The following is a 13,941-nucleotide window of genomic DNA, read 5'->3' on the forward strand; positions in this document are numbered from 1 at the left end:
GGGTCAGCTCCGCTCGAAGAAGGGGAGGTGCCGGTCGGCGGCGGCGAGCAGGTGGCCGCGCATCGCGGACCCGGCGGCGTCCGGGTCCCCGGTGGCGACGGCGTCGACGATGCGCAGGTGCTCCCGGCCGCTGGTGCCGTGGTGGGCGGTCGGGAAGTGCAGCCGGAACAGGTGCAGGTGGGCGCGGAGCCGGACCACCGCGTCGTGCAGCATCCGGTTGCCGGACTGCTCGGCGAGCAGGTGGTGGAAGCGCGCGTCCTGGGCGGTGAACGCGGCGATCGCGGCGAAGCCCTCGACCCCGGGCAGCGGGTCGGGGCCGCATCTCCACCAGCTCGTCGAACTCCGCCCGGCTGAGCAGCGGCGCCGCGGTGTAGCCGGCGAGCGGGCGCTTGCGGACCAGCCCGTCGGACTCCAGCCGGGCGAGCGCCTCGCGGACCGGGGTGGGGGAGACCTCCAGGCGACGGGCGAGCGCGTCGATGTTGATCCGTTCGCCGGGCGCGACCGCGTGGTCCATGACCAGGGCGCGGACCGACTCGTAGACGTCGTCGGCCAGCGTCACCCGGCGGGCGGGGCGCACGGTTCCCCTCACGATCGAAGATCCTATAGGTTTCGCCGCGCAGGCAGAAGATCCTTCCAGCGGTACGCGACCCGCCGTGCTCTGGTTTGATCGTGGGATGGCTGACGGCTCTGCTTCCGGGACGACCGCCGGTGAGATCGTGCACATCGGCTGCTACACCGCGGCGGGTGGCGGGCACGGCACCGGCATCGTCGCGGCCCGACGCGATCCGGTCACCGGCGCGCTCGACCCGCTCGACGTGGTGGCCACCACCCCGTCGCCCTCGTTCCTCGTCCGGCATCCCCGACTGCCCGTGCTGTACGCGGTCAACGAGCTCACCGACGGCACGGTCAGCGCCTGGACCGTGCACCCCGACGGTGCGCTGACCGCCCTGGCCGTCGTACCGACCGGCGGGGACGGCCCCTGCCACCTGGCCGTGGACCCGCGGGGGCGCCACCTCTTCACGGCCAACTACGGCAGCGGCAGCGTCTCCGTACATCCGCTGGACGGCACCGGCGCGCCGGGCGAGCGGACGGACCTGGTCCGGCACGACGGGCGGGGCCCCGTACCGGACCGTCAGGACGGACCGCACGCCCACATGGTGTCGCCCGATCCGGCCGGCACCGGGCTCTTCGCGGTCGACCTGGGCACCGACTCGATCCACCGGTACGAGGTGGGGGGCGACGGCCGGTTGCGGGAGGTCGCCCGGGTGCGGACCCGCCCCGGTACCGGGCCCCGGCACCTCGCCCGACATCCGGACGGCCGGCGCTGCTACCTCGCCGGCGAGTTGGACGCCTCGGTGACCGCCTACGAGTGGGACGGCGGCGCCGGGCTGACCGAGCGGGGCCGGGTCGGGGCGAGCCGGCGGTCGGGTCCGGTGCAGCCCTCCGAGATCGTCGTCGGGCCGGACGGCCGCTTTCTCTACCTGGCCAACCGGGGGGTCGGCACCGTCACCGTGTTCGCATTGGACGACGACCTGCCCCGGTACGTCGACGAGGTGGCCACCACCGGCGACTGGCCCCGGCACATCGCGCTGCTCGGTGCGCACCTCTACGTCGCGCAGGAACGGGCCGGCGCGGTCGTCGTGTTCCCCGTCGACCCGGAGACCGGGGTGCCGGGGCCGGCCTCGGCGCGGCTGGAAACGGGGACTCCGACCTGTGTGCTCGGCGGGGGTTCCTTAATTTTCCCATAAATATCTATAAGCTTCGCTTGGTTCCGGAAGCGGGGCGGGCGCCGAAAAGGGGCTGTTTTTTCCACGCCGTGGCACCATTCGGCTACCCAGCGCGAGTTTTCGTCATTTAAACGACTGTTGTGAAAAACTTTCGTCCGAACGTCCCTGGCAGGAAGCGGTCAGAGTCCGCAAGATGGTCACCGTGTCTGGCCGCCATCGCATGCGTAGGGGTTTCCGTGGGGCAGGCGCCATCGCGAGTGCGATGGCGCTTGTTCTCGTCGCGGCGGGGGTGTGGTTCGGCTATCGACAGTGGGCCGGGCCCGGCTGCTCCGGTGAGGTGCGACTCAGCGTCGCCGCCGCGCCGGAGATCGAGCCGGCGGTCCGGCGCGCCGCCGGTCAACTGGTCGAGGACGAGACCGAGGTCGAGGGCTTCTGTGTCGCGGTGGACATCACCGCCACCGCCTCGGTCGACGTCGCCGCCGTCGTGGCCGGCCAGCACGGGGTCTCGCTCTCCGGCGTCGTGAGCCCCGGCAACGCCGTATGCCGAGGACGATGCCGAGCAGCAGGTCTCCACCTGGCTGCTCCGGCTGCGCAACGGCGCAGCTGAAGCCACCAGAACGGCGCCTCGGTGGCGCGCAGCCCGGTCGTGGTCGCCATGCCCGAGCCGGTGGCCGCCAGCGTGGGCTGGCCGCAGAAGCGACTCGGCTGGGCCGACCTGTTGAAGAGCATCACCACCGGCACCAAGCTGCGGACCGGCATCGTGGAGCCGAGCCGGGACGCGGCCGGGCTCTCCGGGCTGCTCTCGCTGGCCGCCGCCGCGGGTGCGGCGGGTGCCCAGGCGCAGCAGGCGACCACCGCGGCGCTGCGGGCACTGGCCACCGGCCGCTCGGCGGTCCGCGAGGACCTGGTCGCCCGGTTCCCCCGGTCGGCCGACCCGGCCTCGGTCGCCTCCGCGCTGAGCGCCGCCGCGCTGAGCGAAGAGGACGTCATCGAGTACAACGCGAAGAACGCCGGACATGGCGCCTACCTCGAACCGGCGCCGATGTCGGCGCAAGTGCAGTACGCGGTGATGCCCGGCACCGAGCCGGCCAAGGTCGCCGCCGCCGCGAAGCTCTTCGAGGCGCTCGACACGCCGGGCTTCCACGACCGGCTGGCCGTGCAGGGACTGCGCGGTCCGGACGGCACCTGGGGAGACGGCTTCGTCGCCCCGCGCGGTGCCCCGAGCCCCGCCGGTGCCTCCCCGACCGCGACGGCCGGGGCCAACCCGGGCGGTACGGCGGCGGCCGGGCTGGACGCGACGGCGATGGAGCGGGCCCTCTCCAGCTGGTCCGTGGCTACCCAGACGGGCCGGATGCTCGCGGTCATCGACGTCTCCGGTTCGATGGTGGCGAAGGTGCCGACCGCCGGCAACGCCACCCGGATGCAGGTCACCCTGGAGGCGGCCAAGCGCGGCCTGGCGCTCTTCGACGACTCCTGGGCACTCGGCCTCTGGATCTTCTCCACCAAGCTCGCGGGCAGCCGCGACTACCGCCGGCTCTCCTCGATCGGTCCGCTCTCCGCCCAGCGGGACCAGCTGGAGGCGGCCCTGCGCGGGATCACCGCCAGCCGCGGCGACACCGGGCTGTTCGACACGGTCCTGGCCGCCTACAAGGAGGTCCAGGCCGACTGGGAGCCGGGCCGGGTGAACTCGGTGGTGATGCTCACCGACGGGAAGAACGACGACGACGACGGCATCAGCGAGGCGGCCCTGCTGGCCGAGCTCAAGCGGATCAACGACCCGGACCGCCCGGTCCAGGTCGTGATCATCGGTATCGGCAACGAGGTCAACCGGGCGGAGCTGGACGCGATCACCAAGGTGACCGGCGGCGGTGTCTTCGTGACGCAGGACCCGGCGAAGATCGGCGACATCTTCCTCCGGGCGATCGCGCTGCGGCCGCAGGCGACCCGGTGACCCGTCGCCGGTGGCGCCGCTGACCGATCCACCGCATCCCACCCGCCCGACCTGCGTCCGACCCCGGCCGACCGGCCACCGCGTCCCCGGCGCCGAGGGCCGGCCGTCACAATCAAGTGACAGTAATCTGTCGAAAGCTCTCCGTAGTATCCCGGGTGCGCGAAGATGTCGAGGTGCCCCGGGCGGCTCGGCACCGAGCGGCTGATCGGGATGCCCCCTGAGCTGAGGAGGGCCGGTGACGTCGGCGACATTGCTCAGCCCCACCACGATGCCTCCGGAGTCCACCCCGGAGGCATCGGCGCGATCACCCCGGGCACGGCAGCGCGGCTACGTCCGGGCGATCCTCGTGCTCGACACCGTGATCCTGGTGCTGGCGGTCCTCGGTGGCTACTTCGCGCGGTTCGGTGGTGACGAGGCGCGGGGTTCGGAGATCCCGTACGTTCTCGTCGGCCCGGCACTGGTGCTGGCCTGGCTGACCTCGCTCAAGGTGCTGCGCTGCTACGACGACCGGGTGCTCGGCTACGGCGCGGACGAGTACCGCCGGGTCAGCTCCGCCAGTCTGCGGCTCGCCGGCGCCGTCGCGATCGCCGGCTACCTGACCGACGCGAACGTCTCCCGGGGGTTCCTCGGCATCTCCTTCGCCGTCGGCACGGTGGGGCTGGTCGTGGCCCGGTTCGCCGCCCGCAAGCGACTGCACCGGGCCCGCTCCCGGGGGGCCGGCTGGTCCCGACGGGTGCTGGTGGTCGGCGACACCGCGCACGTGCTGGAGCTGGTGCACACGCTGCGCCGCGAGCCGTACGCCGGCTACCAGGTGGTGGGTGCCTGCATCCCTGACGCGCTGCTGGCCCCGGTGCCGCAGCGGCTCGGCGACGTACCGGTGCTGGGCTCGTTCCGCGCCATCCCGGACGCGGCGGACGCCGTCAACGCGGACACCGTGGCGGTGACCGCCTCCGGCGAACTGACCGCGACCCGGTTGCGCCGGCTCGGCTGGCAGTTGGAGGGGACCGGGATCGACCTCGTGCTGGCTCCGGCGCTCACCGACGTCGCGGGTCCCCGGATCCACACCCGACCGGTCGCCGGGCTGCCGCTGATCCACGTCGAGGCCCCCGAGTTCCGGGGCGCCCGCAAGATCATCAAGGGCTTCGTGGACCGGGCGTTGTCGCTCGCCACGCTGGCGCTGACCCTGCCGCTGCTCGCGGTGATCGCGTTGGCGATCAAGCTGGACGACCGGGGTCCGGTGGTCTTCCGGCAGATCCGGGTCGGTCAGGGGGGTCGGGAGTTCGGCGTCTACAAGTTCCGCACGATGGTGGTCGACGCCGACGCGCTCCTCGCCGAACTGGCCGCGAGGAACGAGAAGGACGGGCTGCTGTTCAAGATGCGCGACGATCCCCGGGTGACCCGGGTGGGCCGGATCCTGCGCAGGTGGTCCCTTGACGAGCTGCCGCAGCTCGCCAACGTGCTGTTCGGACACATGAGCCTGGTCGGGCCGCGCCCGCCGCTGCCCTCCGAGGTCGCCCGCTACGACGGCGACGTCGCGCGACGGCTCCTGGTCAAGCCCGGCATGACCGGTCTCTGGCAGGTCAGCGGCCGGTCGGACCTGACCTGGGAGGACGGCATCCGGCTGGACCTCTACTACGTCGAGAACTGGTCACTCGCGGCCGACCTGACGATCCTGTGGAAGACCTTCGGGGCGGTCATCCGCAGCCGGGGCGCCTACTGATCCTGCGGGCCGGTCCAGTCCAGGCAGACCGCCACGGCGTCGTCGACCAGGTCGCTGCCGACGAACGCCCGCAGGTCGCCCAGCAGGGAGCGGACGGCCTCCAGCGGGGCCAGCGACCCGGTACGCCGGAGGAACCGGTGCAGGGCGGACTCGCCGTACCGGCCTGATCGGGAGACCGCGTCGAAGATGCCGTCGCTGACCACGAAGAGCCGGTCCCCGACGGTCAGCTTGAAGTGCTGCGGCTGGTAGATCGTGCCGTCGAACATGCCGAGCGGGAACTGCTCGTCCAACGCCTGGTCGACCACCTCGCCACCGCGCAGCAGCACCAGCCGGGGCGAGCCGGCGTCCACCGCGGTCACCAGGCCGGTACGCAGGTCCAGCTCCAGCAGCAGCGCGGAGAGATGTTGGGTACCCCGGTGGTAGGCGTAGATCGCCTGGTCGGCCAGGGATGCCTGGTCCGCGAGCTCCAGCCCGCTGCGCCGGGCGTTGCGCAGCGCGTTGGTGCCCAGGCAGGTGAGCATCGAGGAGTTGACCCCGTCGCCCATGCCGTTGACGGTGGCGAGCCAGACCCGCTCGCCGTCGTCGGCCCAGTCGAAGCTGTCACCGCGCACCGCGTACGCCGGTTCAAGCTGGCCGGCCAGGGCGAACGACGGACGGATCCGGCTCCGGCCGGGCAGCATGTCCCACTGCATCTCCGCGGCCAGCGTCAGTCGCCGGGTCCGGGTACCCTTCGCGTAGCGGTCGGTGCCGCCGGTCACCGCGGCCAGCTCGTGCGCCAGCAGCGTCGCCACCTCGGCCAACTCGGCGCGCAGCCGGGGGTCCCCGGGTGCCGGAGCCAACCGGAGTACGCCCCAGCGTTCGCCGCGCATCGTCGCCGGGAGGTGGAGGACCCCGTCCTCGATCACCTCGGCCTGGTGGTCGAAGCACCGCCAGGCGGGGTGACCCGCGCCGACGACGTGGGCGCCGCCGTGCAACGGTATGAGCGCGGAGAGCCGGAGATCGACCTGGAGCAGCTCGGTCTCGGCCACGCCGGCCGAGCGGGCGAGTTCCGCGCCGAGGTGTTCGACCAGGAGATCGGCGGGGGCGGCGGTCAGCACCCGCCGTACCCTGGTCAGCCGGTCCGCCATCTCATGCCCCCCTGCGCGTCTGCGGCGACCTGCGTCGCGGCGGTAGTGTCGGGGTCATCATGGCTGAGCAGGGAGGCCCGGGCGGGCCGGACGCGAGTCTTGTCGCGGCGGTGGACACCGCCGCGGCCAGCCTGCTGTCGGTCTGGGACGCGGCCCGGGAGCAGGCGACCGGTGGGTTGTCCAGCTCGCAGTTGCGGGCGCTGACCGTGGTCGAGCAGGTCGACGGTATCAACCTGCGGGGTCTGGCCGGCTCCCTCGGCATGCTGCTCTCCTCGGCCAGTCGGCTCTGCGACCGGCTGGTCGCCGCCGGCGTGCTGGAGCGGGAGCCGGGCCGCGCCGACCGGCGGGAGATCTCGCTGCACCTCACCCCGGCCGGGGTGAAGCTGCTCGACGAGCTGCGTACCGGGCGTCGGGAGCGGCTGGCCGCCACCCTCACCGGGATGAGCGCCGCCGGACGGCAGGCGCTGCTGCGGGGGCTCGACGAGTTCGACCGGACGTTCCGGGGCGACCTCGGGGCCAGCGAGCGGTCCGCCTGACCCCAGGGCGGCTGCCCCGACGGCTCGGCCGTCGCGCCGTGTCCTCGCCATCCCGTACATCGGCCCGGGTGCTCCTTCGTCCAGCGGCGGTGGTCCCTCCCCGTCACGGGTGGGAAGGCATGGCGGAACCACGCTCCGGAAGGAGCCGTGGACGGAAGATCCGGGTTACCCCGGATAGTTGTTCGACGACAACGATAGCGGGCTGTTCCGGCGGGCCGATGCCGGCTGCCGCCGCTGCCCGCTATGGCGTGGGCCGTCCGGTATGGCGGGCTGACGCGGTATGCCTGACCTGCGGCATCAGGCCGGACGGGTGTCCCGGGCCAGCCAGTGGGCGGGCTGCTCCAGTACGGAGCGCACGGCCGACCCGGCGGCGCCCAGCACGGCGGCGTCCCCGCCGAGCTGCGCGGGGCGTACCGTCACCGGCGACCACGCGGCGGTCAGCACGCGACGGCGGATCTCCGCCTCGACGGGCGGGCAGAGCCAGCGGGCGAGCCGGGCGTAGACGCCGCCCAGCACCACGGTGTCCACGTCCAGCAGGTTGATCACCCCGGCGATCGCCACCCCGAGCGCCGTACCCGCCTGCGCCAGTGCGCGGCACGCGGTCGGCGTACCCCGGTCGGCGGCCTCGACCAGCCGGGTGATCGCCACGCCGGCCAGCCCGGCCGCGCCGGTCAGTCCGGCGGCGGCGAGGATCGACTCCTGTCCCGCGTACTGCTCCAGGCAGCCGCGACCGCCGCAGCGGCAGGCCCGGCCCTCCGGGTGCACCGGTACGTGGCCGATCTCGCCGCTCCAGCCCCGGGCGCCCCGGAACAGCGCCCCGTGCAGCACGATCCCGGCACCGATGCCCACCTCGCCGGAGATGTAGATGAAGTTCGCGGAGGCCGGCGGCGCGACCCGCAGCTCTCCGAGGGCGGCGAGGTTGGCCTCGTTGTCCACGCTCAGGCCCCGGCCGGCGAGCGCCGGGTGGTCGCCGAGCACCGCCGGCACGTCCACGTCCCGCCAGCCGAGGTTCGGGGCGAGCCGGACCACCCCGGTGGAGGTGACCAGGCCGGGGACGGCGAGCGCCGTACCGGCCAGCACCAGCCCCTGGCGGTCGGCCTCGGCACCCGCCTCGGCGATCAGCTCGGAGACCAGGGCCAGGGCGTCGAGCGGCGGGACCGGGCGCAGGTCCACCCGGCGCAGGGCGCGGTGCCGTACCGCACCGGCGAGGTCGACCAGGCAGGCGGCCAGGTAGTCGACGTTGACCTCCAGCCCCAGGCCGGTCGGACCGTTGCTGGCGAGCACCAGCCCCAGTGCCGGTCGGCCGGCGCCGGTACGGGGTGCCGGATCGACCTCGTTGAGCAGCCGGCCGGTGATGAGGTCGTCGACCAGGGCGGAGACGGTGGCCCGGGTGAGGCCGGTGGCGACGGCGAGGTCGGCCCGGGACGGGGGCCGGCCGGCGGTGGCGATGTGCCGGAGTACCAGGGCCAGGTTGTGTTCGCGCAGGCTCGCCTGCCGCACGGCCCGGCCCGCCGCGCTGACCGGCACCGTCGAGGGTTGCGCCACGGTATTGACAATGCCATATCCGGGCCAAATAATTCAACCGATAAACAAATCGGCCGGGTTGCCGACATGTCAACCCGCGACGATGTCCCAAGCCCCGCACCGTCGATGGTCCCGTGGAGGTCCCCATGGCAGCCCAACCCACCCCTGCCGACAAGTTCTCCTTCGGCCTCTGGACCGTGGGCTGGACGGCCCGCGACCCGTTCGGCGAGGCGACCCGGGAGCCGCTGGACGCGGTGGAGGCGGTGCACCGGCTCGCCGAGCTGGGCGCGTACGGCATCACCTTCCACGACGACGACCTGATCCCGTTCGGCTCGGACGACGCCGCCCGCGACCACCACCTCGGACGGTTCCGCAAGGCGCTGGACGAGACCGGCCTGGTCGTGCCGATGGTCACCACCAACCTCTTCACCCACCCGGTGTTCAAGGACGGCGGCTTCACCAGCAACGACCGGGAGGTCCGCCGCTACGCACTGCGCAAGGTGCTGCGCAACATCGACCTCGCCGCCGAGCTGGGCGCGCAGACGTTCGTGATGTGGGGCGGCCGGGAGGGCTCGGAGTACGACGTCGCCAAGGACATCCGGGCCGCGCTGGACCGTTACCGCGAGGCGGTCAACCTGCTCGCCCAGTACGTCATCGACCGTGGCTACGGGCTGAAGTTCGCCATCGAGCCCAAGCCGAACGAGCCGCGCGGCGACATCCTGCTGCCCACCGTCGGGCACGCCCTGGCGTTCATCAACGAGCTGGAGCACCCCGAGCTGGTCGGCCTCAACCCCGAGGTCGGGCACGAGCAGATGGCCGGCCTGAACTACATGCACGGGATCGCCCAGGCGCTCTGGTCGGGCAAGCTGTTCCACCTCGACCTCAACGGCCAGCGTGGCATCAAGTACGACCAGGATCTGGTCTTCGGCCACGGCGACCTGCTCAACGCCTTCGCGCTGGTGGATCTGCTGGAGAACGGCGGCCCGCAGGGCGGCCCGACCTACACCGGCCCCCGCCACTTCGACTACAAGCCCTCCCGCACCGAGGACTACACCGGGGTCTGGGCCTCGGCCGAGGCGAACATGCGCACCTACCTCCTGCTCAAGGAGCGCGCCGTGGCGTTCCGGGCCGACCCGGAGGTGCGGGAGGCGCTGGCCGTCAGCAAGGTCGGCGAGCTGAGCACCCCGACGCTCAACCCGGGCGAGAGCTACGCCGACCTGCTCGCCGACCGCAGCGCGTACGAGGAGCTGGACGTGGACGCGGTGGCCGCCCGCGGCTTCGGCTTCGTCCGCCTCAACCAGCTGGCCCTGGAACACCTCCTCAACGCCCGCTGACCCCCCCTCGGCGTCGCAAGATCGCGGTGATCAGGGAGCTGTTCGGCGTGTCGCCGGCGCGTCCCGCGCTCAGCTCCCTGATCACCACGATCATGACGTTCCCGGTTCCGCCAGACCGTGTTCACAGACCGGAGGTCGCAGCAGATGACGCTCGTCGCCGGGGTCGACTCGTCGACCCAGTCGTGCAAGGTGGTGATCCGCGAGGCGGAGACCGGTCGCCTGGTCCGCAGTGGCCGGGCCGGGCACCCGGACGGTACGGAGGTCCACCCCGAGGCGTGGTGGACGGCGCTGCGGGAGGCGATCGCGCAGGCCGGCGGGCTGGATGACGTCGCCGCCGCGGCGGTCGCCGGGCAGCAGCACGGCATGGTCTGCCTGGACGCCGACGGCCGCGTGGTCCGTCCCGCGCTGCTCTGGAACGACACCCGCTCGGCACAGGCCGCCCTCGACCTGATCGGCGAACTCGGGGACGGCGAGGCGGGCCGGCGGGCCTGGGCGGCGGCGGTCGGCAGCGTACCGGTGGCCAGCTTCACCGTCACCAAGCTGCGCTGGCTGGCCCGGCACGAGCCCGAGCTGGCCGACCGGACGGTCGCGGTCTGCCTGCCGCACGACTGGCTGACCTGGCGGCTCGGCGGTGCGGCCGGGCTCGACGCCCTGCGCACCGATCGGGGCGACGCCAGCGGTACCGGCTACTGGTCCCCGGCCACCGGCGACTACCGCCCCGACCTGCTGGAACGGGCGTTCGGCCGTGCCCTGGCGGTGCCGACGGTGCTCGGCCCGTCCGACCGGGCGGGGCAGTTGCCCAACGGCGCCCCGCTCGGCCCCGGAACCGGCGACAACGCCGCCGCCGCACTGGGCGTCGGCGCGCTGCCCGGCGACGTCATCGTCTCGATCGGCACCTCCGGCACCGTCTTCAGCGTCGCCGACGCGCCCGCCGCGGACGCCTCCGGCGCGGTGGCCGGGTTCGCCGACGCGACCGGGCGGTTCCTGCCGCTGGTCGCGACCCTCAACGCCGCCCGGGTGCTGGACGCGGCCGCCGCGATGCTCGGGGTGGACCTCGACGAGCTGGCCAAGCTGGCGCTGTCGGCGCCGCCCGGCGCCGACGGGCTGGTCCTGGTGCCCTACCTGGAGGGGGAGCGCACCCCCAACCGTCCGCTGGCGACCGGCGCCGTGCACGGCCTGACCCTGCGCACCGCCACCCCCGGCCACCTGGCCCGGGCCGCCGTCGAGGGAATGCTCTGCGCGCTCGCCGACGGGCTGGACGCACTGGTCGCCCAGGGCGCCACCGCCAACCGGATCATCCTGGTCGGCGGCGGGGCCCGCTCGGAGGCGGTCCGGCGGATCGCGCCGGAGGTCTTCGGTTGCCCGGTGCTGGTGCCCGAGCCGGGGGAGTATGTCGCGGACGGGGCCGCCCGGCAGGCCGCCTGGGTCACCCTGGGCGGGTCGGAGCCGCCGTCGTGGACCGCCGGCCAGGTGCAGGAGTACGTCGGCAGCGCGGTCCCCCGCATCCGCGAGCAGTACGCCGGCGCGCGCGACCTGGTCACCGACCGCCCCGCCGTGGCCTAGCGGCGAGGCGAGCACCGGCCGTTGCGGGCCGGTGCGGCGGATCTCCTCCTTGCCGTCGGCACCCGGGCGGTCGAGGGTCGGGCCGGCTGCCCACGCCAGGCCCGGATCAGCAGCGCGAGCCGTTTCGGGCGTTCCCGGTCGCTGATGGTCCAGCAGGTGGCGGCGACCGCGATGACGGCCAGGGTGAGGAGCGCCACCAGCGCCGGCCAGCCGCTGACCGACAGCCCGGTGACGAGTCCGCCGCCCAGTGCGGCCGTTCCGGCTCTGCGCAGGAGCACGGCTACTCCGTCTCGATCGTGTCCGCCGTCTGGCGGAGCGCCCGCCGCAGGGCGAACGCCGAGAGCAGCAGGCGGGTGGCGTACCCGAGCTGGCGCAGGCCGTGTAGCCGGCTCAGCTCGGCGCGGAACTCCTCGTGGTAGCGCGGGCGTTCCCACTCGGGCAGGACGTGCACGACGACGCCGACGAGACGGACGGCGGCGGCACCGGGACGGACGGCGATCCGGCGGAGGAGCCCGGCGCGGTCGGCCGGGAGCGGCGTCACCGCGGTGGCCACGGCCGGCAGGCTGGCGGTGCGGGCGGCCTCGTGGCCCAGGCGCCATCCCCGCCAGTAGCTGCTGGTGTTGAACGCGATGGCCGTGGCGACCCGGACGGCCGGCACGGTCGGCCGGTCTCCCCACGGGCTGTGCGAGCCGGGGTGCGTGCCGGGGACCCGGCGGGGTAGCGGGAGGTCGGTCGGGGCCCGGCGTGCTGTCAAGGTGCCCCGCAAGTCGCCGGGACCGGCCGAGCGGAGGCCCGTGAGCACCCGCGCGACGACGTCGTCGGCCGAGTCGGTGTGCAGTGCGGCGCCGCCGACGGTGATCCGGATGGTCCGCTCCGGGCCGGGCTCCTGGTCGGTCATGACGCCCCCCCGGAGAACCCCGGCCGCAGGGCGCCGAGCTTGGCGGTGCGCGCGTCCACCCCGGCCAGTGCCCGACGTGCCTGGACCGCCCCGTCCGAGGTGAGTGAGTAGTAGCGCCGGCGGGGACGCCCGGCCTCGTGCGGGTCCAGGTCCTCCCAGCGGGACGTCAACCAGCCGAGATTCTCCAGCCGGGCCAGGATGGGGTGGATGGTCCCGCTGGCCAGGCCGGCTGCGGCGCAGAGTTCCAGGCCGTAGAACTCGTGCGACGGGTGCTGGACGAGGGTACGCAGCACCGCCTGGGTCGGCAGCGTCATCCGCGGGTTGGGCATGCTCGTACTCTAGCAAGCCCTTACTAGATTTCAACCTAGCAAGACGAGAGTCGGTGAGGTGCCGCCGAGCGGCCGTCCGGGCGCCGGCATACTCGGCGTCGTGACCGGCGCCCCGTCCGGACCAGCACGTGCCCGGTGGGCCGGCTTGTTCGACACCGAACTCCCGCTCGTCGCCGCTCCGATGGCCGGCGGCACCAGCACGCCGGCCCTGGTGTCGGCGGTCGCGTCCGCCGGTGGGTTCGGCTTTCTCGCCGCCGGCTACAAGACGCCGGATGCCGTCGCCGCGGAACTGGCCGAGCTGCGCGGCACGGCCGGCGACGCGATCGGGGTGAACCTCTTCGTGCCCGGCCGCGACGACATCACCGAGGCGGAGTTCCGCCGGTACGCCCGCGAACTGGCCGCCGAGGGCGCGCCGTACGGCCTGGACCTGGCGCACGCGCCGCTGGTCGTGGACGACGACCACTGGCGGGACAAGCTCGACCTGCTGCTGGCCGCGCCGGTACCGGTGGTCAGCTTCACCTTCGGCCTGCCCGACCCGGCGACGGTCCGGGCGCTGCGCCGGGCCGGGAGCCGGGTGCTGGTCACCGTGACCACGGTGCCGGAGGCGCGGGCCGCCCACGACCTGGGCGTCGACGGCCTCGTCGCGCAGAGCACCGAGGCCGGCGCGCACAGCGGTACCCACGACCCGCGCCGGCCGCTGTCGCCGACCACCGCCGAGCGGCTCACCGTCGAGGTGGTGGCGGCGACCGGGCTGCCCGTGGTGGCGGCGGGCGGCGTCGACGGGGCCGGACGGGTCCGGCGGCTGCTCGCCGAGGGAGCGTCGGCGGTGATGGTCGGTACCCTGCTGCTGCGTACCGACGAGAGCGGCACCAGCCAGGTGCACAAGGATGCGCTGGCCGATCCCGCGCGTACCGGGACGGTGCTCACCCGCGCCTTCACCGGGCGACCGGCGCGCGGACTGCGCAACGGCTTCATCGACCGGCACGAGGCGACGGCTCCGTTCGGGTATCCCGCGATCCACCACCTGACCCGAGGGCTGCGCGTGGCGGCGGTGCGGGCGAACGACCCGGACCGGGTGCATCTGTGGGCCGGCACCGGATACCGGCAGGCGCGTACCGGCCCGGCGGCCGAGGCCGTCGCCGCGCTGTCGGCGGCGCTCTGACGGCGTCGTCCGGCGGGAGGCAGGCGACGGCGGCAGCGGCAGCCTCCAGCGGCCTCGCCGCTTGACGGCG

General features: G+C 73.8%; 12 protein-coding genes and 2 pseudogenes. 7 read left to right on the top strand and 7 right to left on the bottom strand.

Annotated elements, in window-relative coordinates:
* Window positions 1-3: 3 nt before the first annotated feature.
* A complete protein-coding gene (locus tag ACQEUR_RS19125) occupies window positions 4-306 on the bottom strand; it encodes an FCD domain-containing protein (protein WP_433032960.1) in 303 nt (100 codons plus the stop codon).
* Between the two features lie 130 nt (window positions 307-436).
* Window positions 437-724: pseudogene (locus ACQEUR_RS19130) on the bottom strand (hypothetical protein); the annotation flags it as partial.
* Here ACQEUR_RS19130 and ACQEUR_RS19135 point away from each other — a divergent pair.
* The 3 genes and pseudogenes from ACQEUR_RS19135 (at window position 675) to ACQEUR_RS19145 (ending at window position 5,398) form a co-directional block, all read left to right on the top strand.
* Window positions 675-1,748: a lactonase family protein gene (locus tag ACQEUR_RS19135; protein ID WP_433032850.1), complete on the top strand. Its 1,074-nt coding sequence runs from the start codon at window positions 675-677 to the stop codon at window positions 1,746-1,748. The pseudogene ACQEUR_RS19130 and the gene ACQEUR_RS19135 sit on opposite strands and share 50 nt — an antisense overlap.
* A 199-nt stretch (window positions 1,749-1,947) precedes the next feature.
* Window positions 1,948-3,678: pseudogene (locus tag ACQEUR_RS19140) on the top strand (VWA domain-containing protein).
* 268 nt (window positions 3,679-3,946) lie between these two features.
* Window positions 3,947-5,398, top strand: coding sequence for a sugar transferase (locus ACQEUR_RS19145; protein WP_433032963.1), 1,452 nt, complete (start codon window positions 3,947-3,949; stop codon window positions 5,396-5,398).
* Here ACQEUR_RS19145 and ACQEUR_RS19150 read toward each other — a convergent pair.
* The gene (locus tag ACQEUR_RS19150; RefSeq protein WP_433032853.1) at window positions 5,392-6,525 is read right to left on the bottom strand and encodes a PP2C family protein-serine/threonine phosphatase; all 1,134 of its coding nucleotides are present in this window, start codon (window positions 6,523-6,525) and stop codon (window positions 5,392-5,394) included. The genes ACQEUR_RS19145 and ACQEUR_RS19150 overlap by 7 nt on opposite strands.
* A 59-nt stretch (window positions 6,526-6,584) precedes the next feature.
* Between ACQEUR_RS19150 and ACQEUR_RS19155 the strand changes: the two genes are divergently transcribed.
* Window positions 6,585-7,061, top strand: a complete 477-nt coding sequence (locus ACQEUR_RS19155; RefSeq protein WP_433032856.1) for a MarR family winged helix-turn-helix transcriptional regulator — start codon at window positions 6,585-6,587, stop codon at window positions 7,059-7,061.
* A gap of 297 nt (window positions 7,062-7,358) precedes the next feature.
* Here ACQEUR_RS19155 and ACQEUR_RS19160 read toward each other — a convergent pair whose 3' ends face one another.
* Window positions 7,359-8,606 (bottom strand): ROK family protein, encoded by a 1,248-nt coding sequence (locus tag ACQEUR_RS19160; RefSeq protein WP_433032859.1) that lies wholly within the window; start codon window positions 8,604-8,606, stop codon window positions 7,359-7,361.
* 125 nt (window positions 8,607-8,731) lie between these two features.
* Between ACQEUR_RS19160 and xylA the strand changes: the two genes are divergently transcribed.
* The gene (gene xylA, locus ACQEUR_RS19165) at window positions 8,732-9,919 is read left to right on the top strand and encodes a xylose isomerase (protein ID WP_433032862.1); all 1,188 of its coding nucleotides are present in this window, start codon (window positions 8,732-8,734) and stop codon (window positions 9,917-9,919) included.
* Window positions 9,920-10,063: 144 nt separating this feature from the next.
* Window positions 10,064-11,482 carry a xylulokinase gene (gene xylB / locus ACQEUR_RS19170; protein ID WP_433032865.1) on the top strand — a complete coding sequence of 473 codons (1,419 nt, stop codon included), beginning with the start codon at window positions 10,064-10,066 and terminating at the stop codon, window positions 11,480-11,482.
* On the opposite strand, the gene ACQEUR_RS19175 is transcribed toward xylB, so the two are convergent.
* The 3 genes from ACQEUR_RS19175 to ACQEUR_RS19185 are packed head-to-tail and all read right to left on the bottom strand — an operon-like array spanning window position 11,479 to window position 12,709.
* Complete coding sequence (locus ACQEUR_RS19175; RefSeq protein WP_433032868.1) at window positions 11,479-11,760, bottom strand: hypothetical protein; 282 nt, start codon at window positions 11,758-11,760, stop codon at window positions 11,479-11,481. The two genes, xylB and ACQEUR_RS19175, sit on opposite strands and share 4 nt — an antisense overlap.
* 2 nt (window positions 11,761-11,762) lie before the next feature.
* The gene (locus ACQEUR_RS19180) at window positions 11,763-12,380 is read right to left on the bottom strand and encodes a hypothetical protein (protein WP_433032871.1); all 618 of its coding nucleotides are present in this window, start codon (window positions 12,378-12,380) and stop codon (window positions 11,763-11,765) included.
* Entirely contained in the window at window positions 12,377-12,709 is a 333-nt protein-coding gene (locus ACQEUR_RS19185) for a PadR family transcriptional regulator (protein ID WP_433032874.1), read from the bottom strand. Before ACQEUR_RS19185 ends, ACQEUR_RS19180 begins: the two co-directional genes overlap by 4 nt.
* A 100-nt stretch (window positions 12,710-12,809) precedes the next feature.
* Here ACQEUR_RS19185 and ACQEUR_RS19190 point away from each other — a divergent pair, with 100 nt between their 5' ends.
* A complete protein-coding gene (locus tag ACQEUR_RS19190; protein WP_433032877.1) occupies window positions 12,810-13,871 on the top strand; it encodes an NAD(P)H-dependent flavin oxidoreductase in 1,062 nt (353 codons plus the stop codon).
* Window positions 13,872-13,941 lie beyond the last annotated feature (70 nt).

Source organism: Plantactinospora sp. CA-290183, assembly GCF_050936375.1.
Lineage (GTDB): Bacteria > Actinomycetota > Actinomycetes > Mycobacteriales > Micromonosporaceae > Plantactinospora.

Bases quoted from the DNA above. Each gene is read 5' to 3' on its own strand.
- ACQEUR_RS19185 (WP_433032874.1), bottom strand. From the start codon at position 12,709: ATGCCCAACCCGCGGATGACGCTGCCGACCCAGGCGGTGCTGCGTACC.
- ACQEUR_RS19155 (WP_433032856.1), top strand. From the start codon at position 6,585: ATGGCTGAGCAGGGAGGCCCGGGCGGGCCGGACGCGAGTCTTGTCGCG.
- ACQEUR_RS19135 (WP_433032850.1), top strand. From the start codon at position 675: ATGGCTGACGGCTCTGCTTCCGGGACGACCGCCGGTGAGATCGTGCAC.
- ACQEUR_RS19150 (WP_433032853.1), bottom strand. From the start codon at position 6,525: ATGGCGGACCGGCTGACCAGGGTACGGCGGGTGCTGACCGCCGCCCCC.
- ACQEUR_RS19145 (WP_433032963.1), top strand. From the start codon at position 3,947: ATGCCTCCGGAGTCCACCCCGGAGGCATCGGCGCGATCACCCCGGGCA.
- ACQEUR_RS19180 (WP_433032871.1), bottom strand. From the start codon at position 12,380: ATGACCGACCAGGAGCCCGGCCCGGAGCGGACCATCCGGATCACCGTC.
- xylB (WP_433032865.1), top strand. From the start codon at position 10,064: ATGACGCTCGTCGCCGGGGTCGACTCGTCGACCCAGTCGTGCAAGGTG.
- xylA (WP_433032862.1), top strand. From the start codon at position 8,732: ATGGCAGCCCAACCCACCCCTGCCGACAAGTTCTCCTTCGGCCTCTGG.